The organism is Streptomyces sp. NBC_00154 (assembly GCF_026342835.1).
Lineage (GTDB): Bacteria > Actinomycetota > Actinomycetes > Streptomycetales > Streptomycetaceae > Streptomyces.
On the sequence record NZ_JAPEMI010000001.1, the window covers coordinates 1237355 to 1258875 of the forward strand.

The 21521-nt window shown below is 68.0% G+C and carries 31 protein-coding genes; 20 read left to right on the plus strand and 11 right to left on the minus strand.

The features are described from left to right. Window positions 1-108: 108 nt before the first annotated feature. Complete coding sequence (locus OHA03_RS47785) at window positions 109-285, minus strand: DUF6233 domain-containing protein (protein WP_323181326.1); 177 nt, start codon at window positions 283-285, stop codon at window positions 109-111. Further along, the gene (locus OHA03_RS47790) at window positions 278-442 is read right to left on the minus strand and encodes a hypothetical protein (protein ID WP_323181346.1); all 165 of its coding nucleotides are present in this window, start codon (window positions 440-442) and stop codon (window positions 278-280) included. The genes OHA03_RS47785 and OHA03_RS47790 overlap by 8 nt, the downstream gene beginning before the upstream one ends. Before the next feature lie 77 nt (window positions 443-519). Between OHA03_RS47790 and OHA03_RS05365 the strand changes: the two genes are divergently transcribed. After that, complete coding sequence (locus tag OHA03_RS05365; RefSeq protein WP_267001268.1) at window positions 520-849, plus strand: hypothetical protein; 330 nt, start codon at window positions 520-522, stop codon at window positions 847-849. A 74-nt stretch (window positions 850-923) separates the two neighbouring features. Here the strand turns inward: OHA03_RS05365 and OHA03_RS05370 are convergent, their stop codons facing one another. Then, window positions 924-1103, minus strand: coding sequence for a hypothetical protein (locus OHA03_RS05370; protein WP_267001270.1), 180 nt, complete (start codon window positions 1101-1103; stop codon window positions 924-926). A 162-nt stretch (window positions 1104-1265) separates the two neighbouring features. Between OHA03_RS05370 and OHA03_RS05375 the strand changes: the two genes are divergently transcribed. Continuing rightward, window positions 1266-1463 (plus strand): hypothetical protein, encoded by a 198-nt coding sequence (locus OHA03_RS05375; RefSeq protein WP_267001272.1) that lies wholly within the window; start codon window positions 1266-1268, stop codon window positions 1461-1463. A 128-nt stretch (window positions 1464-1591) separates the two neighbouring features. Here the strand turns inward: OHA03_RS05375 and OHA03_RS05380 are convergent, their stop codons facing one another. After that, window positions 1592-1825 carry a hypothetical protein gene (locus tag OHA03_RS05380; RefSeq protein ID WP_267001274.1) on the minus strand — a complete coding sequence of 78 codons (234 nt, stop codon included), beginning with the start codon at window positions 1823-1825 and terminating at the stop codon, window positions 1592-1594. Window positions 1826-2117: 292 nt separating this feature from the next. Here OHA03_RS05380 and OHA03_RS05385 point away from each other — a divergent pair, with 292 nt between their 5' ends. Both OHA03_RS05385 and OHA03_RS05390 read left to right on the plus strand, forming a co-directional pair. Continuing rightward, window positions 2118-2564, plus strand: coding sequence for a GntR family transcriptional regulator (locus tag OHA03_RS05385; RefSeq protein WP_267001276.1), 447 nt, complete (start codon window positions 2118-2120; stop codon window positions 2562-2564). 11 nt (window positions 2565-2575) lie between these two features. Further along, complete coding sequence (locus tag OHA03_RS05390; RefSeq protein WP_267001278.1) at window positions 2576-3142, plus strand: HD domain-containing protein; 567 nt, start codon at window positions 2576-2578, stop codon at window positions 3140-3142. Here the strand turns inward: OHA03_RS05390 and OHA03_RS05395 are convergent. Next, complete coding sequence (locus OHA03_RS05395) at window positions 3130-3603, minus strand: NUDIX hydrolase (RefSeq protein ID WP_267001280.1); 474 nt, start codon at window positions 3601-3603, stop codon at window positions 3130-3132. The two genes, OHA03_RS05390 and OHA03_RS05395, sit on opposite strands and share 13 nt — an antisense overlap. Continuing rightward, a complete protein-coding gene (locus tag OHA03_RS05400) occupies window positions 3600-4370 on the minus strand; it encodes a helix-turn-helix domain-containing protein (RefSeq protein WP_267001282.1) in 771 nt (256 codons plus the stop codon). Before OHA03_RS05400 ends, OHA03_RS05395 begins: the two co-directional genes overlap by 4 nt. 674 nt (window positions 4371-5044) lie before the next feature. Here OHA03_RS05400 and OHA03_RS05405 point away from each other — a divergent pair. From OHA03_RS05405 to OHA03_RS05470, 14 genes are all read left to right on the plus strand, one after another. Further along, window positions 5045-5335, plus strand: coding sequence for a hypothetical protein (locus tag OHA03_RS05405; RefSeq protein ID WP_267001284.1), 291 nt, complete (start codon window positions 5045-5047; stop codon window positions 5333-5335). Next, window positions 5332-6336 (plus strand): DUF2637 domain-containing protein, encoded by a 1005-nt coding sequence (locus OHA03_RS05410; RefSeq protein ID WP_267001286.1) that lies wholly within the window; start codon window positions 5332-5334, stop codon window positions 6334-6336. Before OHA03_RS05405 ends, OHA03_RS05410 begins: the two co-directional genes overlap by 4 nt. Continuing rightward, on the plus strand, window positions 6333-6980 hold the full coding sequence (locus OHA03_RS05415) for a GGDEF domain-containing protein (protein ID WP_267001288.1): 648 nt from the start codon (window positions 6333-6335) through the stop codon (window positions 6978-6980). Before OHA03_RS05410 ends, OHA03_RS05415 begins: the two co-directional genes overlap by 4 nt. Beyond that, window positions 6980-7366, plus strand: a complete 387-nt coding sequence (locus OHA03_RS05420) for an RRQRL motif-containing zinc-binding protein (protein ID WP_267001290.1) — start codon at window positions 6980-6982, stop codon at window positions 7364-7366. Before OHA03_RS05415 ends, OHA03_RS05420 begins: the two co-directional genes overlap by 1 nt. A 95-nt stretch (window positions 7367-7461) precedes the next feature. Continuing rightward, window positions 7462-9702, plus strand: a complete 2241-nt coding sequence (locus OHA03_RS05425; protein WP_267001292.1) for a cell division protein FtsK — start codon at window positions 7462-7464, stop codon at window positions 9700-9702. A gap of 141 nt (window positions 9703-9843) precedes the next feature. Further along, entirely contained in the window at window positions 9844-10095 is a 252-nt protein-coding gene (locus tag OHA03_RS05430; RefSeq protein ID WP_267001294.1) for a hypothetical protein, read from the plus strand. Window positions 10096-10132: 37 nt separating this feature from the next. Further along, the gene (locus tag OHA03_RS05435) at window positions 10133-10321 is read left to right on the plus strand and encodes a hypothetical protein (protein WP_266980323.1); all 189 of its coding nucleotides are present in this window, start codon (window positions 10133-10135) and stop codon (window positions 10319-10321) included. Window positions 10322-10333: 12 nt separating this feature from the next. Beyond that, window positions 10334-10945 carry a hypothetical protein gene (locus OHA03_RS05440; RefSeq protein WP_267001297.1) on the plus strand — a complete coding sequence of 204 codons (612 nt, stop codon included), beginning with the start codon at window positions 10334-10336 and terminating at the stop codon, window positions 10943-10945. Window position 10946: 1 nt separating this feature from the next. Continuing rightward, on the plus strand, window positions 10947-11297 hold the full coding sequence (locus tag OHA03_RS05445; protein ID WP_267001299.1) for a hypothetical protein: 351 nt from the start codon (window positions 10947-10949) through the stop codon (window positions 11295-11297). A gap of 88 nt (window positions 11298-11385) precedes the next feature. After that, window positions 11386-12291: a bifunctional DNA primase/polymerase gene (locus OHA03_RS05450; protein WP_267001301.1), complete on the plus strand. Its 906-nt coding sequence runs from the start codon at window positions 11386-11388 to the stop codon at window positions 12289-12291. Next, window positions 12288-12668 carry a hypothetical protein gene (locus OHA03_RS05455; RefSeq protein WP_267001303.1) on the plus strand — a complete coding sequence of 127 codons (381 nt, stop codon included), beginning with the start codon at window positions 12288-12290 and terminating at the stop codon, window positions 12666-12668. Before OHA03_RS05450 ends, OHA03_RS05455 begins: the two co-directional genes overlap by 4 nt. Continuing rightward, complete coding sequence (locus OHA03_RS05460) at window positions 12665-14206, plus strand: YfjI family protein (RefSeq protein ID WP_267001305.1); 1542 nt, start codon at window positions 12665-12667, stop codon at window positions 14204-14206. The genes OHA03_RS05455 and OHA03_RS05460 overlap by 4 nt, the downstream gene beginning before the upstream one ends. A 299-nt stretch (window positions 14207-14505) precedes the next feature. Then, window positions 14506-14748 (plus strand): AlpA family transcriptional regulator, encoded by a 243-nt coding sequence (locus OHA03_RS05465; protein WP_267001307.1) that lies wholly within the window; start codon window positions 14506-14508, stop codon window positions 14746-14748. Between the two features lie 80 nt (window positions 14749-14828). Next, the gene (locus OHA03_RS05470; RefSeq protein WP_267001309.1) at window positions 14829-16097 is read left to right on the plus strand and encodes a site-specific integrase; all 1269 of its coding nucleotides are present in this window, start codon (window positions 14829-14831) and stop codon (window positions 16095-16097) included. Window positions 16098-16245: 148 nt separating this feature from the next. Here OHA03_RS05470 and OHA03_RS05475 read toward each other — a convergent pair whose 3' ends face one another. Continuing rightward, entirely contained in the window at window positions 16246-16719 is a 474-nt protein-coding gene (locus tag OHA03_RS05475) for a hypothetical protein (protein WP_267001311.1), read from the minus strand. Between the two features lie 864 nt (window positions 16720-17583). Here OHA03_RS05475 and OHA03_RS05480 point away from each other — a divergent pair. After that, a complete protein-coding gene (locus OHA03_RS05480) occupies window positions 17584-18654 on the plus strand; it encodes a hypothetical protein (protein ID WP_267001313.1) in 1071 nt (356 codons plus the stop codon). A gap of 451 nt (window positions 18655-19105) precedes the next feature. On the opposite strand, the gene OHA03_RS05485 is transcribed toward OHA03_RS05480, so the two are convergent. Genes OHA03_RS05485 through OHA03_RS05500 form a run of 4 tightly spaced genes read right to left on the minus strand, consistent with a single transcriptional unit; the run spans window position 19106 to window position 20677 of the window. Further along, a complete protein-coding gene (locus OHA03_RS05485; protein WP_267001315.1) occupies window positions 19106-19693 on the minus strand; it encodes a crossover junction endodeoxyribonuclease RuvC in 588 nt (195 codons plus the stop codon). Then, window positions 19693-20166 (minus strand): hypothetical protein, encoded by a 474-nt coding sequence (locus OHA03_RS05490; RefSeq protein WP_267001317.1) that lies wholly within the window; start codon window positions 20164-20166, stop codon window positions 19693-19695. Before OHA03_RS05490 ends, OHA03_RS05485 begins: the two co-directional genes overlap by 1 nt. Next, the gene (locus OHA03_RS05495) at window positions 20163-20381 is read right to left on the minus strand and encodes a hypothetical protein (protein WP_267001319.1); all 219 of its coding nucleotides are present in this window, start codon (window positions 20379-20381) and stop codon (window positions 20163-20165) included. Before OHA03_RS05495 ends, OHA03_RS05490 begins: the two co-directional genes overlap by 4 nt. Continuing rightward, a complete protein-coding gene (locus tag OHA03_RS05500; RefSeq protein ID WP_267001321.1) occupies window positions 20378-20677 on the minus strand; it encodes a hypothetical protein in 300 nt (99 codons plus the stop codon). The genes OHA03_RS05495 and OHA03_RS05500 overlap by 4 nt, the downstream gene beginning before the upstream one ends. Window positions 20678-21160: 483 nt before the next feature. On the opposite strand from OHA03_RS05500, the gene OHA03_RS05505 reads away from it, so the two are divergent. Further along, a complete protein-coding gene (locus OHA03_RS05505) occupies window positions 21161-21502 on the plus strand; it encodes a DUF6233 domain-containing protein (protein WP_267001323.1) in 342 nt (113 codons plus the stop codon). Window positions 21503-21521 lie beyond the last annotated feature (19 nt).

Here is a 21521-nt window from a genome sequence, read left to right on the forward strand (position 1 = left end):
CAAGGGCTGAGGCGAGTTCTCCCAGTTTGGCCGCGAAGCGCTTGATGAAGTAGAGAAAGTTCTACCGCGCTCGCTGACGCCGATGGTGAGCCGCTGTGGGTGAGTTGTTCACAGCACCCCCAGCTCGGTGTCAGGCCGGCAGTGGATGCATGCCCGGATCCCGTCGGCGAGGGCGGCGAGGGCCTGTTCGCGAGTGATGGTGCGGTGGCGCTTCCCGGCGGCGCAGCACCCGCCGACGTGAACCTCGATGGGACGGGCTCCGACCCCGATGCTGAGCTCAATGATCCAGTCCGGGGTGGGCGGTCGCCGCTCCTCGCCCTGCTGCCGCTCTCTCCCGCTGCTCCGCCGCCGCGATCGCCTCGTCGATGCGCTCCATCCACATGGCATGCCAGGTCCGCAACGTGCGGAGCCGCGGCAGGTCGCTCGAGAGGAGATCGGACACGTGTTCGAGTCTACGTCGGGCGCTTGAGCGTCATAAGCGGGCGTATCGTTCGGAAGCCGACGAGAGGAGCCGCACGCATGACCGACGCTGACCTGCTGCGATCCCTCGGAGTCGACCCGTCGCAGCTGGACCCCGCCCCACCATGGGCACCCAGGGCCGGCGCCGAGCGGCTCGACGGCAGCCATCCGTGCGCGCTCTGCGGCAAGCCCGCCGGAGCGACCGTGGGCGTCGACACGCCCGGGCATGGTCGACGCTGGTTGGACCGGTGCATGCCCTGCCTCATCGCCACCGCCCCACGCGGTGGTCCCCGCGCGCCGCTCGCGGACACGCTGGCCGTTCTGCGGGAGGCAGCCCGAGAGGTGGGCGCCACCGTGACCATCAGGACCGACGAGTCGTGGCGGCCCTGATCCAGCTGCGTGAAAAACGAGTGGCCGCCGTTGCACCTTCGTTCGGTGCAACGGCGGCCGCGTCGGCAGGGCCGTTACTGCAGCTTCCGCTCGATCCGGTTCTCGGGTACCTGCTCTGTCATCTTGTTCTGCTCGTTCTTGATGGTGTAGCTAGCCTGCTGTCCGCTGGCTTCGGCACGCTCGATCTTGCCCTGCGACTGCTGGTCTTGCTGGTTCCGGTACTCCACACGATCACCCTGCTTGAACTGCGGCATGGACTCTCCAAGTCTCGTCGGTGGGAGGCTGGCCCCGCTCGTTCGGCGGGGGACGCCTCTCCTTGCGCCCGTGACCATCGCTGGGCGCACTGACAGCTCACCCCCGCCTCCACACCACAGCAACCACTGCGGGCCGAATGGAGGACGTCGTAATCTGCCGCCGTGGACCGCTATCGCGTGACCCTGTCGATCGAAGCCCGCATCATCATGCGCGGCTGGTGGTCCGACGAGGCGGTGGCCGAGCGAAAATACACGCGCTGGATAGGCGAACGTGGCGGCGTCGACGGCGCCCGGATCACGCTCACCGACGAGCAGGGCGGCGGGCGCGTGATGCAGTCCTGGCCACCCGAGAACCCCTGATGCTGCCCGGCCCGGTCGTCCTGCCGTCCCGCTACCATTGAACCGTCCCTATCCCGCTTGCTGGCTGCTTGTTGCGACTCGGACCTGCCCCGCCCGTTCAGCGCTAGCGAGGCTTCGCACTGGCCGCGCTAGTCGTCTTCCGGCTCCGGATGCAGGACGGCCCGCTTCACGGCCATCTCCAGCTCGTACCGGGACACCCCGGCCGCCTCGGCATGCGCGGTCACCGCGGCCTGGAACGCTGCAGCACCCTCGCGCCAGGGCTCCCACGCCTCCTCGGTGTACGGCTCGGGGAGGGCCTTGCGCTGCTCCTCAAGGGCGGAACGCTCCAGCACGATCAGATCTTCAGGGATGTCGATTGCCACGGCCGGATCGTAAACGGGGCCACCGACAACCGGCCGGAGCCGCGCAGCTCGCGTATGACCTGGGGAGCTCCGCCTCAGGTCAATCCGCCGGGGTGTGCTGAGACGGGATCGGCGCCGTCCTGCCCTCGTGAGGCGGGCCCACTATCAGCGGGAAGTCGGGGAGGCTAAGCGCGGTAGTCGGCCGTTGAGCGAGCCACCCTGAGAGCCGGCAGCTCGGAAGCACCACTGATGTGGGGACGGACGCCATGGGACGCTTGGCATCATTAGGGCTGGAGACGTGAGAGGAGCCCACGTGTCGGAGGCGAGTCCGCGCGGAACCTACCTGGTCATCTCGGAGGCACTGCGGAAGGGAATCGAAGAGGGCGAGTTCGTCGATGGCCTGCCCTCCGAAGCAGAACTTGCGGACGCCCATGGCGTCTCGCGGAACACGATTCGTCGTGCGCTCAAGGCCCTCGAAGCCGAAGGTGCACTTGAGTCTCTGCCCGGGGTCGGCTGGCGTGTCCCGCGTGGCGGCGATCGGCGGCCACTCGTGGAACGAATGATCGCCGTGATCGAAGACGACTCACTCGGAGTGGGGGACGCCTACCCGTCGGAGGCGAGGCTCTGTGAGCGGTTCGGCGTCTCCCGCACCGCTGTGCGCCGCGGCTTGGCTCAGATGGAGGGGACGGGGTTGCTCCTCACGGTTCACGGCAGGGGGCGTACGGTGCGTGCCTTCCCGGCTTCCACCGGCCGGCCGTAGTCTTGGCCGCCATGGGACTGAATGAGTGGGCGCACTCGCTATCGGAATCGCTGCTGTCCGACCCGCTGCCGCGGAGGTGGGCGCATTCCCTCGGGGTCGCCAAGCGCGCTCGGGCCCTTGCCCCAGTTCTCGGCGAGGATGCGGAGCTCTTGGAAGCCGCCGCAGTGCTCCATGACATCGGGTATTCGCCCGAGCTGGCCGTCACAGGCTTTCACCCGCTCGACGGCGCCCGGTTCCTCCGCACGCAAGGGGCGGACGAGCGGGTCGTTCGCCTTGTGGCCCATCACTCCTGCGCCATCCTCGAGGCTGAGGAACGTGGACTCCGAGAGGAGCTTGAGCGCGAGTTCGAGCTTGAGCGCCCCGAGCTCGTTGACGCACTCGTGTTCTGCGACATGACGACGACGCCGGACGGCGTAGAGACCACGCCATCCGAGCGACTGGACGAGATCGTGAGGCGGTACGGCCCGGACACCACCGTGGGTCGCTTCATCCAACGAGCGGCCCCAGAAATCCATGCAGCCGCAAGGCGAGTCGAGGGGCGCCTCGCGCTAGTCAAGGCCGCCGATCAGCCGATGTAGGGCTCACGCCGCGAGCCGTCCAGGCCGTGCATGATGCGCAGCCGCATGGACGGGTGAATGTCCAGGCCATCGAGGTCCGCAGGATCTATCCAGCGGACCTCTTTCGACTCGCTGCTCGTACGGAGCGAACCGCCGATTGGGTGGGCACGAAAGCAGATCGAGAATTGCTGCCGGACCTCGCCGTCGTCGTACTCGATCACGTGATGCGGGTTGGTATAGAGGCCCACGATGCTGTCAACCTCAACGGCTATCCCGGTCTCTTCCGCCACTTCCCGGATGACGGTCTCGGCCACGCTCTCGCCAATGTCGTGACCACCTCCCGGCAGCGCCCACAGATCGTTGTCCGTCTTGTGGATGAGGAGCAGCCGTCCCGAGCCATCGCAGACGATGGCCGTAACCGAAGGAACGACGGAGTTCGCCATGGGGGCGGTCGGGTCGTTGTAGTGGTCGATTCGGCTCATGTGCGCTGGCCTCCGACGTCGTCGGGGCTGGAGATGGGCCGGGCGTTCTCCCAGACTCGTTCGAGGCTCTCAGCGTACGCGTCGAACAGCTCTCCCCCTGGCACACGTTGGATGTGCAGGACAGGCGCCATGTACGCGCCGACGCCGTACAAGTGGCCGTTTGCCAGCATCTCGTCGTCCGCCCTGTAGATCGAGTTGTAGAGCGTCGTGGAGTGGAGACGGAACTCAACGCCAGGAAGCCCGAACAGCGAGCTGTAGTTGAGCAGGGCGTTGCGAATCTTGCTCGACATGGCGGGGCCAATGCCCTCGTCCAAACCGCGCGCCTCGACGGCGGCACAACCTGGATCGCCCAGCATGAATCGAATCGAGACGCCGACCGCGGACTTCTCCTTCACCACGCGGTGAAACGCAGCGTCCTCGGTGAGCCAGAACCCGGAGTACACGAGCACGTCGAAGTGGTCCTTCGCCTGCGCATACAGCTGCGGCCAAAGGCGGTTCGGCACGACGGACCGATGCGGGTACAGCTGGACAAGTTCTGCTGCTCCGGCCTCAGTCACCTCGGCCGACGTCCGCTCTTCCTGCCACAGGTAAGACACCTCGGATTGCAGTAGCGATGCGGTGGCGTACTGGAATCGTCGGTAAGGCTTGCGGTTCGGCTCGCTGATCCAGCGATCGACGGTCTTGGCCGATACACCGAGCCTCGCAGCCACTTGATCAAGCGTCAGTCCGCTCTCAATGATCGCTCCGCGCAACCTCTCGTTTGCCATGTCGCGCTCTCCCCCAGTGGGACGACTTGGGACGACTTCACCGTAGCGAAGTCGTCAACCAGTCGTACATGCGCGGGGTCGATCGTCTTCGGCGTTGGCGCCAGTCTTGAAGCACATCGAGGGAGAAGGGCTCGCAGAGCCGGACGGCCGAAGGGCTTGACGGCGCGAACTCTCCTCCGCATGATGAGGAACAGGTAATACATGTTCCTCATGGCTGCCACATTGGCATCTCTGATGCGAACGCGCAGTTCTGCCACGCCGTTTAACAACTCCACAGCGTGATCCACCGCAGCACGACGGCCGTGACCGATCCAGCCGAGGCGAGTGGAGACCAGCCGATCGAGACCGGACCCGGTGTCACAACCGGGCCCCACCCCTCCGTGTGGGGGACACGCCATCGGCTCTAAAGAACCGCTACGGCACACCTTGAAGCTGCGACGACTTCCGGGATCTCGGAACTCCCCGGAACGAGCAGCGCCGTGCGAGCAGGAGAACCGAACCCGTACCAGCGCTCACGGTGCCCGACATACGCCCTGCCCCTCCGGCGGGCTGCGGTGTCGGGTCGCCGCGGTCGCTCGTACCCACGAACGACCCACCCAACGGCGCGCGGCCCCGGTGCTCGAACACCAGGGCCGCTGTTTTGGGCCGTTCCACCATGAAGGAGCACACGACCCATGAAGAACATTGTGGCCGGTCACATCGCGGCCAGCACTGCAGAGTTTGTAGAACTGGCCCTGGGCACCCCGGTTGAGCTGTGGCTCGGGGTGGAGGGCGAGAGCGAGATGGAGCGGGCGGCCCGCATGGACGCGGCCCGCGACATCCTCGCCGACAACCCCGACTTCCCCGACCGCGTGAGCCAGGTCGCCGCCGAGGCGATCGAGGCGTTCGCGCCGGAGCTGTTCAACGTCGTCGCGCTGTCGCGGCCCGTCGGCCGCCGTCTGCCGTCCCGGAAGGCAGCAGCATGACGACCACCACGCAGACGACGGATCGGCCGGCGGTTCCGCCGCTGACCCGCCCGGAAATGGGACTGGCCGGGTTAGGCGCTCTTGCCGCGGCCGGTGTCGGCGCGCTGGGCCTCATCTCCTCCTTCGACGCGGTGTCCGCCGCGGCGTTGCGGTGGGGATTCGGTGAGCCGTGGATGGTGCCGGTCGGCATGGACGTTTCCATCCCGGTGTTCTCCGTGGCGAACCTGCTGCTGATCCGGATGGACATGGCGCTGGCCTGGGTGCGGTTCGTTCCCTGGGTCCTCACCCTGGTGACCTGCGGTCTGAACATCTCGGCAGGCCACGACACATGGGCGAAGGTCGCGCACGGGACGATGCCGCTGCTGTGGGTGGTGTTCTCCGAGATCGGCGCCCACATCTACGCGGTACGCATCGGTGCGGTGACCGGCCGGCGCATGGACAAGATCCGCGCCTCCCGCTGGCTGCTCGCCTTTCCCTCCACATTCGCCCTGTGGCGCCGGATGACGCTGTGGGAGATCACCTCCTACGCCGATGCGCTGGCCCGCGAGCGGGAACGTCAGCTGGCCCGTGCCGAGCTGCGCGAGCGCCACGGCCGCCTGTGGCGGTCGAAGACACCCCGTCCGGAACGGGTGCTGATGAAGCTCGGGGAGCTCAACCCTCCGAGTGAAGCAGAGCTGCCCACCGAGAAGCCGGAGCAGGACGGCGGCCGCGAGACCAAGCCGAAGCCGACCGCCAAGCGGCCCGCGCGCCGTACCCCGAGCAAGGCGAAGGGGAAGCGGACCCCGGACGAGATCCTTTCCGAGGCACGGGAGGTCACCGCGGCCTGGCCGGATACGGCACTGACCGCGGATGGCATCCGTACCGCGGTGCACGTCTCCCAGGCCACCGCCCGCACCCTGCGCGACACCCTCAAGGCCGAACGAGCCGCAGCCCACCCGCTGCACAGCATCGTCACCGAGCAGGACAACGACGGCGACGGCACCGGGGCGGTGGCGGCGTGAACACCGTCTTAACCACCCTCGCGGCCGCTGGTCCGCTCGCTGCCGGATGGTCCGCCCACACCATGTGGTTTCGCCGCCGCCTGCACACCGCCCGCCGCGACCCGCTCACCGGGCTCCGCACCCGCGACGGCTTCACCCGTCGCGCCACCGCCCTGCTCAAGAGTCCGCAGGCGGTCGTGGTCCTCGCGGACGTCGACAGGTTCAAGCAGATCAACGACACCCACGGCCACGCCGCAGGCGATGCTCTGCTCAAGGCGACCGCTGACCGGCTGGCCCACTACGTCGGCCGGCACGGGGTCGCCGGACGGCTCGGGGGCGATGAGTTCGCCGCGGTCGTCATCGACAACCACGGCACCGCCGCCGACCTCCTCGCGGTCCTGCACGGAGTGCTCGCCCGCCCCGCGGACGGCCTTGACCCGGCCGTGCACACCACGGTGTCGCTCGGCTGGGTCCGCGCCGCCGACCACCCCGGCGAAGACCTGTCCGGGCTGCTCCGCCGAGCCGATGAAGCGATGTACGCAGCGAAGCAGGGCCGGGCCGGTGTTCGCCGCGCCGGGCTCGGCAGGCTGTTCGCCACGTGGTCCGGACGCCGTGCCGGCCGACGCGGTGCAGGCGCCGATTCGGCACCGGGGGTGGCGGCCTGATGTCCCCGACGTTCGGCAAGTGCTACGACCCGACGGGCGCCCTTCACGGGATACCAACCTTCCCGTGGAAGTACGCCCCCGACGGCTACGCCACTCGCCGCCAACTCCGCGACCGCGGACTGCGCCCCGGTGGCCAGCCGGTCGCCGCGCAGGTGATGCGCCGCTCCCGCCGCCGCAAAGCGGGTGTGTCGGTCGCCTACCTCTACCGCGTCGACATGGCCAAGCCCGTACGCCCGATGACACCGGGCCGGGCCGCGGCACTCGCCAAAGCGATGCGAGCACGCCGGACCTGCCCCAAGTGCCGCACGGACGCTGGCTATTGCATCCCGACCTCGCTCGGCATGTGCCCCGCCTGCGCCTATCCCGAAGAACAGCGCGCCGCTTGAACTGCACAGCAACTGCCATGCGGGGTCCGGACGGTAGGCCGTCCAAAGCGCCGTCCGGACCCCTTCCAACCCCTGTAGTCCGGGAAGGACTGTCAGTGAATCACGACGACGAGAGCGAACTGTTCAACCGACTCGAAGCCGACATGAAGGCCGCCACCGCACCAGACTCGGGCGGGGACGTGGTCGATCTCGACAAGGCACGGTCGGCCCGATCCGAGTCGGCCGACCGGTCGGCCAACCCACACGCCACACGGTCGGGCAGCGGGTCGGATGCTGGGTCGGGCGACCCGACCGAGCCCGTGATGGTGGATGGTCCAGCGGAAGTCGGGCCTGGGTTCATGGGCCGCATCATGGGCGCCAAACGCAGGGCGATCGTTCCGCTGTGGCTGTGTTCCGGAACCGAGTTCAAGACCGCCACCCGCTGGGCCGCAGGCCACTACGGGCACCTGGCCGGGTATCACGCGCTGCGGTCCCCGTACTACGCGGCCCGGCTCGCCTTTCAGTCGCCGCGCGGTGCGGCAAAGTTCGTGGGCGGCACGATGCGGTGGGTTGCCGACCGCGAGGGCGAGCCGGTCCGACTCGCTTCCGTCCGCCGCGAGGACGCGGCCGAGTATCTGAAGCTCTCCCGCCAGCGTGACGGCCGGGTCCGGCTGCGGACCCTGATCACGGTGCTCGCCATGTTCGTCGGGCTCGGTGCCGCACTCGCCATCTACGTCCTCGCCCCCGGCTGGCTCCAAGCCCTGTCGGTCGGGGCGGTGCTGCTCGCGCTCGGGTCGGCCGGCACGCAGGCAGACGCACCGGTCATCACCCGGGCCGTGGAGATGACCAAGGCACCCAAGCTCACGTCCGACATCGTGCTGCGGGCCCTCGGTGCACTGGGCATCACGGCGATCAATCAGGTGCAGAGCAAGGGGCGGGACGGGTTCACGTTCACCGCCCCGATCACCCGCGACGGCCCAGGCTGGCGTGCGGAGGGCGACCTCCCGTACGGCGTGACCGTCACCGACGTGATCGAACGGCGAGACAAGCTCGCCTCCGGCCTGCGCCGCCCGCTCGGCTGCGTGTGGCCCGAAGCCGTGCCGGACGAGCACACCGGGCGCCTGGTCCTGTGGGTCGGGGACCAGGACATGTCGACCGCCACCAAGCCCGCATGGCCCCTGATCAAGGGTGGCTCCGTCGACCTGTTCAAGCCGGTCTCCTTCGGCACTGACCAGCGCGGACGCTGGGTCGACATCACCCTGATGTACATCGCCGGAGTCATCGGCGCCATCCCGCGGATGGGCAAGACGTTCCTCCTGCGCCTGCTCCTGCTCATCGCCGCCCTCGACACCCGGGCCGAGCTGCACACCTACGACCTCAAGGGCACCGGCGACCTCGACCCCGTCGGCGAGCGCGTCTCGCACCGACACCGGGCCGGAGACGACGACGAGGACATCGAATACGCCCTCGCTGACCTGCGAGAACTGCGCACCGAACTCCGCAGGCGCGCGAAGATGATCCGGTCCCTGCCGCGGGACATCTGCCCCGAGTCGAAGGTGACGTCCGAGCTGGCCAACAAGCCCAAGCTCGGACTGCACCCGATCGTGATCGGCGTGGACGAGTGCCAGGTGTGGTTCGAGCACCCCAAGCACGGCGGGGAGTTCGAGGAAATCTGCACCGACCTGGTCAAGCGCGGCCCCGCCACCGGCATCGTCCTGCTCCTCGCCACGCAGCGCCCGGACGCGAAGGCCCTGCCCACCGGGATCAGCGCGAACGCGTCGGCCCGGTGGTGCCTGAAGGTCATGGGGCAGCTGGAGAACGACATGGTCCTCGGCACGTCCAGCTACAAGCGGGGCATCCGGGCCACGATGTTCTCGTGGAAGGACAAGGGCATCCACTACTTCGTCGGTGAAGGCGCCGACGCAAGGATCGTCTCGTCCGTCTACGTCGACGCCCCCACCGCCGAGGTGATCGGGCTGCGGGCCCGCCGCCTGCGCGAAGCCGCCGGAACCCTGTCCGGGCACGCGCTCGGGGAGACGTTCGAGGCCAGTCAGGGCGCCGCGGACTCGCTGCTGCCGGACATCCTCGCGGTCATCCCCGCGGACGAGTCAAAGGTGTGGAACGAGACCGTCGTCGAACGCCTCGCAGACCTGCGGCCCGAACGGTACGGCGACTGGGTCCGCATGTCCGGTGAGGAGCAGACCGCGCACCTGACCGCAGCGCTCAAGCCGTACGGCATCGCGGCCGGGCAGGTGGGCCGCCGCATCGACGGCAAGTTCGTCAACAAGCGCGGCATCAAGCGCGATGACATCGCCGCTTCGGTTGCGGAGCGTAACGGAAATCGGGACGCGGGCTGACGCGCGGGTGCTGCTATCGATAGCGCCACACCCTGCTATCGATAGCAGCCCTGATAGCGGCCCATCGTGCATCTGATCAGGCCGCTAGCACATAGCGGTCCACCTGCACGAACCCCTGAAAACAGGCCTGGAGGCCCCGTCATGACCCCTGCCCTGCTCGCTAGCGCACTCCTTCTGTTTGTCACGCTCGGTTACACATACCTGTGTGCGGCCTCGCCGTTCGGGAACTGCCGCAAATGCCGCGGGATGGGCCACGCCACCAAGACCGACCGCAAGGGCCGCACCAAGCGCGGCAAGGACTGCCGCCGCTGCAAGGCCACCGGCAAGCGCATACGCGTCGGCCGCCACCTCTACAACGTCGCCGCCCGCCTCCACCGCGACGGCACCCGCTAACCCACCTCGGCACCACCACACCGGAAAGGGGCCCGTCGTGGCCGTCACCGTCTCGCTGGTCCTGCTGTTCGGACTGGTCCTGTTCTTCCTGCTCCGCTCCAACACTCTCGGCTACGGCTCCGCGTTCATCGCCGTCATGTTCGGGTTCTTCCTCGCCTCCACCGGCGCATCCGGACCCATCAACGAACTCACCACCGCCGTCATCGACGCCATCCCCAACCTGTAGGAGGACCCCGCCATGAACGAACCGCTCGTTCAACACCACTGGGTCGCGCTCGCGGCCCCGAAGGTGGCCCCAGCTGTTGCCACGTCCACCGTGCTCATCCTCGGACGGATCTGGAACGCCAACGGCGCCGAACACTCCGTCGGCAACGCCGCGTTGATGGTCGTCCTCGCCGCAGGGGCCGCAATGGCCGGCGCCTTCGCCGCCGCCGGACGGGGTGGCGGTGACGGCGTCCTCGCGGCGACCGCGTTCGCGACCTCCGGCGGGCTGGCGCTGGCCGGGGTCACCGGATACGCCGACGGGCTATCGCTTCCACTGCTGCTGTGGGTCCTGGCCACCGCCGTGGCGTACGGGATCGCTGCCCGGTACTGGCGTACCGACCGCCGCGCCACCGTCGCCTACGACAGACAGACCACGGTGCGCCGTGAAGAGCACGCCCACACCGAACGCGTCGAAGCCCTGCGCGCCGGAGCACAGATCGAGGTCGCTCGCGAAGGCGCCGCGTACGCCACTGCTCTTGCCCAAGCCCTCATCCACCGCGAGGCCCTGCCCGGCTTCGACCCCGCCGCGCTCACCCGCGCCGGACTGCCCGAACTCCCCGCCCTCGACAGCACCAAGGAGCACTGACATGGAGCAGCTGCACCCGAGCACCGAGCACCGCCCGGAACCAGACAACTGGCCGACACCGGAGACCGCCTACTCGCTCGCCCCGAGCGTCATCCGCGAGATCGGATGGACCGCGCAGACCACGGCCGACAAGCCGTTTGGCACGACGCTGGGCCGGGAGTTCTGGCTGCGCAAGGCCGCCGTTCTCGACCGCATCGCTCTCGACGACGAGCGCGCCGGGGTCCCGGGCGGCGCGAGCGAGGTGGCAACCCAGGCAGCCCGACGCCTGATGGAACTGGACGACACCACCGTCATCTGCGACCCCCGCCACTACGTCCGGCAGCAGTACGCCCGCTGGAAGCACCACCGATAGCTGCGCCGAGGGCGGCCCCCGTCTCACGCCAATGAATCGGGGCCGCCCTCGTCCAGCACCTCACACAAGAGAACTGGAGACATCCAGCATGACTCAACCTGTACCAATCCGGCGAGAGCGCGCCTTACGGCCTTGCCTACGGATCGCACTGGAGCTTGCAACAGCAGGCGTGCCAGTACTGCCCCTGCGGGAAGGGAAGGTGCCATTCGGCAACTGCCGTGCGTGCGACGGCAACGCCTGCGGTGGGCGGCCTCACATGAAGCACGCGGGAGAGTGCCGCTGCCCCGGTGTGTGCCACGGCTGGGCCGCCGCCACCACCAACACCGCCCTGCTCGCTTCCCCCGCGTGGGCTGCGGCGTGGCGTGAAGCCCAAGCCGTTGCCTACCACCCGGGCGGCGCCGGACTGACCGTCGTGGACCTCGACAACGCGCAAGCCGTCTCCTGGGCACGTCAGACCCTGCCCGCCACCAGGACTGTCCCCACAACCCGCGGGGAGCACTGGATTTACCTGGGGGCCACGCGGTCTGCGAACTCGGTACGGCCGGGCGTGGACATCAAGTCGCTCATGGCCTACGCCCGGTGGCTCGGCCCCGGTACCGGCACCATGACGCACCTGCCGTCTGCCGTCCGCGCCCTGGTCGAGAGGGAAGAGACCACCCCCGCCCGTGGGGAGGTGGTCTCTTCCACCCCTGTACGCGCCACATGGGATGCGACCACGGCCACCGGCTGCCGGCACACCGAGCGGTACATCCGCACCGGCCTGGAACGAGGTCTGGCCATGGTGCGATCCCGCACCGAATCGGGCGCCGGATCACAGGCGTTCGGGGTGGCCCAATTCCTGGGCAAGCAGCACGCCCAGTGCCCCGGACCGTGCGGCCTGGACGCCCTGGGGCAGCAGATCGTCGCCGCAGCCGTCTCCGTCGGCGTCCCCGAGACGTACGCGGAACGCGCCGTCACCAACGGCCTCAACGCGATGACGGGGAGGGCTGCATGAGCAACCGAACCGTCGCCCTCCCGATGGGCGAGCAGCTCGGGTTGACAGGCCTGCCGGACGCCCCTGAACAGCAGCCCCTTCCCGGGCGTGCGGCTGTTGCCCGGAAGTCGTCGGCCGAAGGCCGTCCGCTTCGTCTTGTCCGCCCTGACCAGCACCCGCCCACGGGCACCGAGCAACCCCATCGTGCGATCCGGTGGCTGCACATCGTCGCCCCGCCGTCCTACTCCGCGACCCCGTCCGCCCGCACCTGGTGCGCGTGCGGATACGACCGGAAGGCCACAGGCCGAGCCGGGGTCCTCGCACTCATCGAAGCCCACACCGACCACCCCGAACACTGCCCGCTGCTCGGCAACACGGAAGGGAGCAAGGCCGCATGACCGCCGATCTGTGGGAGGGCTTCGACGCCCTCGACCCCGAGTCCATCACCGGCCCGATGTGGGACGAACCGGTACCCCTCAACCACCGCCGCACGCTCCCCGCCTTCCCCGTCCACACCCTGCCCTCCTGGCTCGGGGACATGGTCACCGCCGTCGCCGAGGAGACGCAAACACCGGCCGATCTCGCCGGGTGCCTAGCCCTGGGCGTCATCGCCACGGCGGCCGGCGGCCGTGCCACCGTCTGCGTGCGAGGGCACTGGCGTGAGCCGGTGAACCTCTACACCGCCGTCGCCCTGCCACCCGGCAACCGCAAATCCGCCGTGTTCGCCCTCATGACCGGCCCGCTACTCGCGGTCGAGAAGACACTCGTGGAACTCTCCGGACCGCAGCGGGCCGAGGCCGAGACCACCGCCCGCCTCGCCAAAGCAGCGGCGGACAAGGCCGCACAGAAAGCAGCAGCGGCCGAACCCGGGCTGCGGGACCAGCTCACCGCCGAAGCCGTCCACCTGGCCCAGCAGGCAGACGAACTGACCGTGCCGTGCAAGCCTCAACTGGTCGCGGACGACGTCACCCCGGAAAGCCTCGCCACCCTGCTGGCAGAGCAGGGCGGCCGGATCAGCGTCATGTCCGCCGAAGGCGAGATCTTCGACATCATCGCCGGACGCTACTCCGGCGCCCCGAACATGGGCGTCTTCCTCAAGGGCCACGCCGGAGACATGACCCGCGTCAACCGACAGGGCCGCGACGCCCAGCACATCGAGAACCCCGCCGTCACCATGGCCCTGGCCATCCAGCCCGAAGTCCTGGACTCGATCGGCCGGGTCAAGGGCGCCGACGGGCGCGGCCTGCTCGCACGGTTCCTCTACGCCAAACCCGTCTCTCTCGTCGGGTCCCGCAACCTCACCCCCGACCTCATCACCGAAGAGACCACCGCCACCTACGCCCAGCGCCTCGGTGGCCTGACGATGGCGCTCGCGGACTGGACCGACCCCGCCCTGCTCACCCTCACCCCCGAGGCCGACGCGGTCATGCTGGCCTACCAGAAGGTCACCGAGTCCCGTATCGGCAAGGGCGGTTCACTCGCCCCGATCGTGAAGTGGGCGTCCAAGCGGGACGGGGCCGTGGCCCGCATAGCCGCCCTGCTTCACCTGGCCACCCACCCCGACAACGGATGGGCGCTCCCGATCGAAGCGGCCACCATGGCGGCCGCCACCGAGCTGGGCGACTACTTCACCGCCCACGCCCTCGAAGTCTTCGACGACATGGGCGCCGACCCCGCACAGGAAGCCGCCCACCAGCTCCTGACCCACCTCAAGGAACAGCGCCTGTCCGGCTTCACCAAGCGCGACCTGTTCCGGGGCCTGGCGCGCGGGGACTTCCCCGTCATGACCGATCTGGACCCCGCCCTGGCCCTGCTCGAAGAACACGGATGGGTCCGCCAACAGCCCCTGCCCCCTCGCACCGGCCGCGGCGGCCGGCCACCCTCGCCCCGCTACGACACCCACCCCAGCATCACCCCGCCGCTCACCGGCGCCTGACAGAACCCCCAATCCGCTGACAGAACTGACACAACCCCCGCTCTAACCCGCTGACCTGCACAAACGTCCTTGATCACGGGCGTGACAAAACCTCCGAAAACTCTGACAGAACCTCCCCGCCCCAAAACGAGCGCTCTGACAGAACCCCCCGCCCGGAGGTTCTGTCAGAGTTTTTCGAGGTTTTGTCAGAGCACTCAGAACCGGAGAAACACCAGGTCAGCGGCCCGACGGCGAGGTTCTGTCAGTTCTGTCAGCGATCCCAGCCCCTCAGCACCACCCGACCCGTCCGAGGAGCCACGGTGACCACCACCCGCCCCGAGCAGCCTGGCGCGCTCACCACCCTGCGCGCCGGACTCCCTGACCACTACCTGACCCCGGAAGACCTCACCGCCATGTTCCGCCTGCCGAGCGTCGAAACCGTCTACGCCTGGCGCAAGAAGCGCACCGGCCCACCGGCCATACGCATCGGCAAGCACCTGCGCTACGACCCCGCCGCCGTCCGCGCCTGGGCCGACAGCCTCATCGAGACGGACGCGGCCTAACCGACAGACCATCACACCAGCAGGGGCACGACCCACACGGGCCGTGCCCCTGTCCCATGCCCACCCAGGAGCAGCCACTCATGGCAGGCCACATCCAAGACCGCTGGTACAGGACCGAAACCACCAGCGACGGCAAGACCATCCGGGTCAAGACAGACCGCCACGGAACCGGCACGCGCTACCGCGCCCGCTACGTCGGCCCCGACGGCACCGAGAAGTCCAAGTCCTTCCCCGACCGGCAAAAGCGCCTCGCTGATCAGTGGCTCGCGCAGATCGAAGCCGACATGGCTCGGGGCCACTACATCGATCCAGCCGCCAGCCGGACCACCTTCCGGCAATACGCGGAACGCTGGATCGCCGCTCAGACCACGAACGTGGCCTCGCGGGCGACGACGGAGACACAGCTTCGGCTGCACGCCTTCCCGTACCTCGGATCCCGTCCGCTCGCGTCCTTCCGACCGAGCCACATCCGTACGTGGACGCGCCAGTTGGAAGACGCGGGATTGGCATCGTCCTACCGGCGGAGCATCTTCGCGACGGTCTCGGCTGTGCTGACCGCAGCCGTTGACGACACCTTCATTCCTCGGAACCCCTGCCGATCCAGCTCCGTCAACGCACCGAAGCCGAGCGGAGAGCGCGTCACACCTTGGACCAGGGAGCAAACGTTCGCCGTACGGGAGGCACTTCCCCAGCGGTACCAAGCCATGGTGGATGTCGGTGCGGGATGCGGTCTGCGGCAGGGCGAGATCTTCGGGCTCCCAGTTGACGCGGTGGGCTTCCTTACGGGCTGGCTGCACGTTGGTTTGCAAATCAAGGTGGTGAAGGGCCGGTCGTTCTTCGCCCTGCCAAAGGGAGAGAAGACCCGCGATGTGCCGCTACCTGACCAGGTAGGGCAGGTGCTGGCGCAGCACATCAAGCGATACCCACCGGTCAGCGTGACTCTCCCCTGGCTGAAGCCTGACGGACCGCCCCTCACCCGATCTCTTGTCTTCACGGGCCCGCGCGGCAACCACGTCTACCGAAGCAACTTCAACATCAGTCCATGGAAACCCGCCCTTGCTACAGCAGGGCTCATCACGAAACCGGAGGGGAAGGGGCAGCCTCTGCCCTCGGCTCGCGAGCACGGAATGCACGCACTACGGCACTTCTACGCGTCCGTGCTCCTGGACGCGGGAGAGAACATCAAGGCTCTGAGCAACTACCTCGGTCACACGGACCCTGGCTTCACTCTGAGGGTGTACACGCACCTCATGCCGAGCAGTGAAGGCCGTACGCGGAAGGCCGTGAACAGGCTCTACGAGAGCACCAGCAAGAGTGATAACGGCCCAGGTACGGCCCAAGCCGCATAGAACACAGGCGAGGTAGCGGGACAGCGGCCAGGCCCACGGCCTCTGACGCGGTATCCGGTGTGAGCGACAACCGACACCGACTCCTACCGCCTCGCCACCACCCGCGCCCAAGCGGAACGAGCAGCCGTCTGAGCCCAGTCCGCCTGCTCTATCGAACTGGCCCGCACTCATCGACGATCACAGTCGGCTCCGACAGGAAGACATCCCGGTCGACGGGGCCATAAGCGATGTTGAACGTGTCGAGCCAGTACGACCACCCGCGGATTCCCAGCGCGCTGGTGAACCGGTAGTTCAACTGCCAGCGGACCCACTGCCCGGGAAGCAGTCGAACTGCCGGCGGCCTGCGCGGCCGAGGAGGCAAGCCGAAGAGCGGCTCCACACGAGCTAGCACTCGGAGCCGATCGCCTTCGTCCCGCAGGCTGACACCGACCTCGCGAAGGTCCTTCTGGCTCGAACGCAGCTCGAAGCCGTCACGCTCGGACATCTGGACGAAGTGGGCAAACCCAGGGGGCACCTGAGGCAACGAGAAGCCGACCGGCGCCGCGTTCCTGCGGGCAGCGGCCTCCCCGCCCCGAGACTGCTTCGTCCAGGACGTCTTGATCCACTGCACCGTGATGTCCACTGCACCCTGCCTTTCACCCAGAGCCTACGGTCAACATTTGCTTGACGTCACTCAGGTTCCGACGCAACTGCCTGCTGCCAGTTCTCAGCAACATTCCAGAGGGTCAAAGACCCAGACCGCTCTCCGAAACCGCCTACAAGCGCTCTCCGGTCTCACCTCCGCAGCCAGGCTTAGCCAGCGCAGCCGCGCAACTCGGCGGCGGATGGGAAGGAACTTGCGAGAGGTTAGCAATGGGCGGAGCGTGGAGTTACGGGGGATCAGCAGAACTCGGGGGTCGCCACAAGACAAGGACCATCATGACCAGAAATCCGCGTAGGCGAATCCCCAGGTTGGCGTGTGCGTCTCTTTTGGCCTCGGCGCTTGCCTTTTCAATAGCTGCACCCGTAGCCCAGGCGGCACCAAAGGTGCCAGCACAGACCACCGCATCAAAGACCACCGCATCAGTACCAAGCAACTGGTGGTGCGACCAACACCCACGCAAGTGTGGTCGGCCCAGTGGGGGCGGCGGCAAGGTCTGCACCACCACCAAGGAGCGGGTCTACAACTCCCGCACGCGGACATGGGTGTATACGGTCAGGCAGGTCTGCACACGACGTGGCTGGTAGGTGCGGTCCCGGCGTGAGCACCCTCGTTCGAGAGTCAGGGTAGAGCTCCCGCAGCGGCAGCACCGAGAAGTTCATTTCGCCCTTCCCCACTCCGGCATTTGCGGATACAGCCAGGAGGAGAAGGATGATATGTGCGACGTGGCGGCGGCGTCCAATTCCGGTTCGGACGCCATGAGTTGTCACCGCTTCAATGAACTGACCCCCGGGGGTAAAGGTCACCGCACTCAAACGCATCCTCTACGCGCACAAGGACATCATCATGACCACCAGCGTCCGGCGGAAAATTCCCGTGCTTATCTGCGCATCCTGTCTCACCACTGGGCTCCTCGCCACCACAGGAGTCACCACTGCCGTTGCAGCCCCCCAGTCGCCCACGGAGGTAACGGCCGCGGCACCCGCGGAGGACGGCGACTGGGGTGGGGGCGGCGGTGGCGGTGACTGGCCCGGTGGCGGTGGCCATGACGGTGGTGGTGACTGGCCCGGTGGCGGCGGTGGTGACTGGCCCGGTGGCGGTGGCGGTGGCCATGACGGTGGTGGTGACTGGCCCGGTGGCGGTGGCGGTGGTGACTGGCCCGGCGGTGGAGACGGCGGCCACCGCGTCCCCAAGGTGCCCGGTGACTGGCCCGGCGGTGGAGACGGCGGCCACCGCGTCCCCAAGGTGCCCGGTGACTGGCCCGGCGGTGGAGACGGCGGCCACCGCGTCCCCAAGGTGCCCGGTGACTGGCCCGGCGGTGGAGACGGCGGCCACCGCGTCCCCAAGGTGCCCGGTGACTGGCCCGGCGGTGGAGACGGCGGCCACCGCGTCCCGGGTGGCGGAGATGGCGGCCACCGCGTCCCCAGCAGGCCCGGTGACGCTGGCCGGCCTGACCAGACCGGCGACGTCCTCGGCTCCAAGACTTCAAACCCTCCCGACGTAGTTGCACCGCCTGAAGGCAATGACTACGTAGGGATCGTCGGTGCCGGTGGCCACCAGGATACGAGTTTCGACGGAACTCGATCGCCTGCCGCCACGGGCACTGCACCGAAGTACAACGAGGACCAAGCAGACCTACAGATGGCGTTGGACTTCGTTAATTCCACCTGCCTGAACGCCGGGTCACTGGTGGCGCTCCCTGCCCATCCATTCGATTGCCTGGTGGACGCAGCTTCACAACTCACGAACGGCTGGTATCCCAAGGATGCGGCTGACCGCGTTAACCAGAAGTACATAACCTTCATCAAGGAGGGGCCAGTCAACCCGAACGCTAAGAAGAGTATCGACTGCGAGAAGTATTCCGGCTCGACAACGCTCCCCGATGAGTGCTTCGTGGGGTCGTCCAAGCAGAAATAGCGCACACACAAAGCCAATACGATGGTGCCCGCGCGTTCCCAACTCGTGTGCTTGGTGCGGGAGACCGAAACCCGAGAGCTTGGGCACCAGGGCCCCGGGGAGAGGGGGAGAGTCGGCTGAGTCCCGGTTCGGCCGGTTGATCACCAGGGTCCGGGTATGAGGCGAGCACGGCTGTTGTGGATCATGGAGTTCTCTACGCTCCCAGAAGCGCAAGGTGAAATGTGTGCGACGTGGCGTGCCGAACTCCTGGACCCGACGCCTACGATGACATGCGTCAGGCTGGGCGCCATGATCCATGAGGCGACGCCCCCGTCCGTCGTCCCTTGTTCGGATCTAACGGACCCGGGTTCAGCGACGCTCCCGACGGACGCGGAACGTAAGAAGAAGGCCGGAGCTCGGCTCGACGAGTCGGTGACTTCCTGGAACGCGAGCATGGCCCAGGACGGGACGATCACCGTCCGCTAGCGGCACGAGCGGGGCGAGGAGGCTTCTTCGTCCCGCGCACCGTGTCGAGCACCTCCTGCTGGAACTTCAGCTCGGGCGGCTCCTGGCGCAGCTCGGGGTCCAGGTGGGCCGCGATCCGGGCGAGGGTGTAGGCGTCGGCGACGTCGTGGTTCGGCGCCTCGAACTGCCAGCGCATGTACACCGCGAGCATCATCTTGTCCTTGTCGGCCCGGCCGGAGCCGGTGACGAACTTCTTGACGGACGTCGGCGCGACCGCGTGCAGCAGGCCCGGGTGCCACGTCTGCACCAGCGCCAGGCGCACCACACCGCCCAGCTCACCCAGCTCCTCACGCTTGAACTTCGAGCCGTAGGCGTACCCCTCGAAGCAGATGGCCCCGACGGTGCCGGCCAGCCGCTGCGCCTGGAAGTACTCGCGCAGCACCCAGTGGACGTGGGCCAGGCGCCGGGCGCCGGTGCCGGCCGCGTCGGGGGAGAAGTTGAACCGCTCGACGCCGCTGTGGCCGGCGGCCGGGGCGTAGGTGACGATGGCGCAGCCGCTGTAGGACTGGTCGATGCCGAGGTAGCTGCGGGGCATCAGACTCCCCAGCGGTGGGCGCGGGGCTCGGTGTCGCGGGAGTTCTGCGGGCGTGAGAGGTCGCGCGAGCAGAAGCTGGCGCGGGCCTCGGCGTTGCTGTGGACCATGTCGAGGGCCTCGCACAGGCTCAGCGCGGCGACGTGCTTCTCCTCGTCGGCCTGGACCTGGGAGTCCGCTGCGGCTGCCGCCTTCCGGCCGGCGACCGTCTTCTCCATGCTGGCGTTGAGGGAGGCGGTGGCGATGGAGTGGCTCAGATTCTGCTTGGCGGCCTTCTCGACGGCTCGGGCGTCGACCAGCCGCATGGCCGCGTAGGCGACCCAGCTGACGAACTTCCCGTACAGGACCATCAGCTCCTGTTCGGTCAGCGCGGTGATGTCGTGGGGCAGCGCCGGCAGGTAGCCGTCGGGCCGCTCCTCCCTTTCGAAGCCCATGCCTTCGAGTTCGTCCCACAGTCGGTCGGCGGCAGTGGTCACTTCGGCTCCCCGTGTTCAGCGGTGGGCGCGGTCACGCGGCTGCTGCCGATGTACGTGCTCGGGAACTCGTGCACGGTGAAGTCGCCCCTCGCGCTCCCGGACCAGGACCCTCCGCAGTCGCACTCGTGGGTCCCGTTGCAGTACTTGAGCGGCAGCACGCAGAAGCAGGAGAACTCGGCGGTGCCGCAGAGTTCGGTGTCGGAGCTGGCGTTCACTTCGTGCCCTCCTTGAATTCCAGGCAGGACGAACAGCCGACCCGGCCGTTGATGTTGCAGTGGGGTGCGATGTCGGCGGCGACGCAGTCGCAGATGGCGGCAGCGGCGTCGATGAGGGGCTCGGAGAACGACTCGTCGTAGGTGGCGACGAAGCTCTTGGTCTCCTGGGTGGATTTGAAGTCGTAGAAGAACACCGTGCGGTCGACTTCGAGATCCTCGAAGTGCACGCCGAGGTACATGTAGAGCTGGGTCTGGCGCACGGCGGACGGCAGCGGCCGGCGGAAGTCACGCCACATGCGGGTGAGGTCGGGGAGCTTGCCGAACTCGTCGGTGTCGACGGTGTAGCGCTCCAGGAATTCGGGTCGCTCGTAGCGCAGGGAGCCGAGCCCGAGGGTTTTGATTTCGATAAGCGAGTTGTCGTGCGGGCTGTAGCCGTCGGCGTTGCCGCCGACGGCCCAGAGACGGCCCAGCCACCAGAAGCAGACCCCTCAGGTGCACCAAACGCGCAGGTAGGGGGCCTGCTCTTGTCCGTTCGCTGCCAGTTCTCCGGGCTTAGGCATGGTTCCTCCAGTGTTGCAGACACGCCGTGGTACCAGCGGCCGTCGCCGGCTCAGGCGGACCAAAGCCCAACCGCGACCGGTCGGCATCGGTCGTTGTCGGCGGCCGTTGGCGGCTCCGCGACGGCCCACAGACGGCCCGGGCCGCGCGCACGACAGTGACCGATCGCACCAAGGGCGAGTGGTACGCACAGCGGCCCACCGAGACCTAGAATCGAATATGTGTCCGAAAACCTCTCTCGTCTGGATCGCCTGCGCATCGTGCGCGAGTGGCAGGCGTACCAGCTCGGCCGAACCGATCGGACCATCGCCGAGCTGGAAGAACGCGAGGCCGCAGCCGCCCGGGCAGCACGCACCCTGCCGCCGCCTGCACCCGACTGGAAACTCTCCCTGCAGCGCGCCGGCGGCACGTCCCATGCAGACGCCGTCCACACGGGCGACTGCGGCATGGGCGGCAAAAGAACCAAGCCGATGACCCGGGAGCAGGCCCTGCGTGCGCTCACGGAAGACGGCATCACGGCCTGTGCATACTGCCGGCCGGACAGAGAGCTGGGAGTGCTGTGAACCGCGGACCATCGGAACC

Bases quoted from the DNA above. Each gene is read 5' to 3' on its own strand.
- OHA03_RS05420 (WP_267001290.1), top strand. From the start codon at position 6,980: ATGTCCCCGACGTTCGGCAAGTGCTACGACCCGACGGGCGCCCTTCAC.
- OHA03_RS05450 (WP_267001301.1), top strand. From the start codon at position 11,386: ATGACTCAACCTGTACCAATCCGGCGAGAGCGCGCCTTACGGCCTTGC.
- OHA03_RS05455 (WP_267001303.1), top strand. From the start codon at position 12,288: ATGAGCAACCGAACCGTCGCCCTCCCGATGGGCGAGCAGCTCGGGTTG.
- OHA03_RS05430 (WP_267001294.1), top strand. From the start codon at position 9,844: ATGACCCCTGCCCTGCTCGCTAGCGCACTCCTTCTGTTTGTCACGCTC.
- OHA03_RS05370 (WP_267001270.1), bottom strand. From the start codon at position 1,103: ATGCCGCAGTTCAAGCAGGGTGATCGTGTGGAGTACCGGAACCAGCAA.
- OHA03_RS05405 (WP_267001284.1), top strand. From the start codon at position 5,045: ATGAAGAACATTGTGGCCGGTCACATCGCGGCCAGCACTGCAGAGTTT.
- OHA03_RS05500 (WP_267001321.1), bottom strand. From the start codon at position 20,677: ATGTGGCGTGACTTCCGCCGGCCGCTGCCGTCCGCCGTGCGCCAGACC.
- OHA03_RS05485 (WP_267001315.1), bottom strand. From the start codon at position 19,693: ATGCCCCGCAGCTACCTCGGCATCGACCAGTCCTACAGCGGCTGCGCC.
- OHA03_RS05400 (WP_267001282.1), bottom strand. From the start codon at position 4,370: ATGGCAAACGAGAGGTTGCGCGGAGCGATCATTGAGAGCGGACTGACG.
- OHA03_RS05395 (WP_267001280.1), bottom strand. From the start codon at position 3,603: ATGAGCCGAATCGACCACTACAACGACCCGACCGCCCCCATGGCGAAC.
- OHA03_RS05440 (WP_267001297.1), top strand. From the start codon at position 10,334: ATGAACGAACCGCTCGTTCAACACCACTGGGTCGCGCTCGCGGCCCCG.
- OHA03_RS05365 (WP_267001268.1), top strand. From the start codon at position 520: ATGACCGACGCTGACCTGCTGCGATCCCTCGGAGTCGACCCGTCGCAG.
- OHA03_RS05480 (WP_267001313.1), top strand. From the start codon at position 17,584: ATGACCACCAGCGTCCGGCGGAAAATTCCCGTGCTTATCTGCGCATCC.
- OHA03_RS05390 (WP_267001278.1), top strand. From the start codon at position 2,576: ATGGGACTGAATGAGTGGGCGCACTCGCTATCGGAATCGCTGCTGTCC.
- OHA03_RS05460 (WP_267001305.1), top strand. From the start codon at position 12,665: ATGACCGCCGATCTGTGGGAGGGCTTCGACGCCCTCGACCCCGAGTCC.
- OHA03_RS05470 (WP_267001309.1), top strand. From the start codon at position 14,829: ATGGCAGGCCACATCCAAGACCGCTGGTACAGGACCGAAACCACCAGC.
- OHA03_RS05410 (WP_267001286.1), top strand. From the start codon at position 5,332: ATGACGACCACCACGCAGACGACGGATCGGCCGGCGGTTCCGCCGCTG.
- OHA03_RS05445 (WP_267001299.1), top strand. From the start codon at position 10,947: ATGGAGCAGCTGCACCCGAGCACCGAGCACCGCCCGGAACCAGACAAC.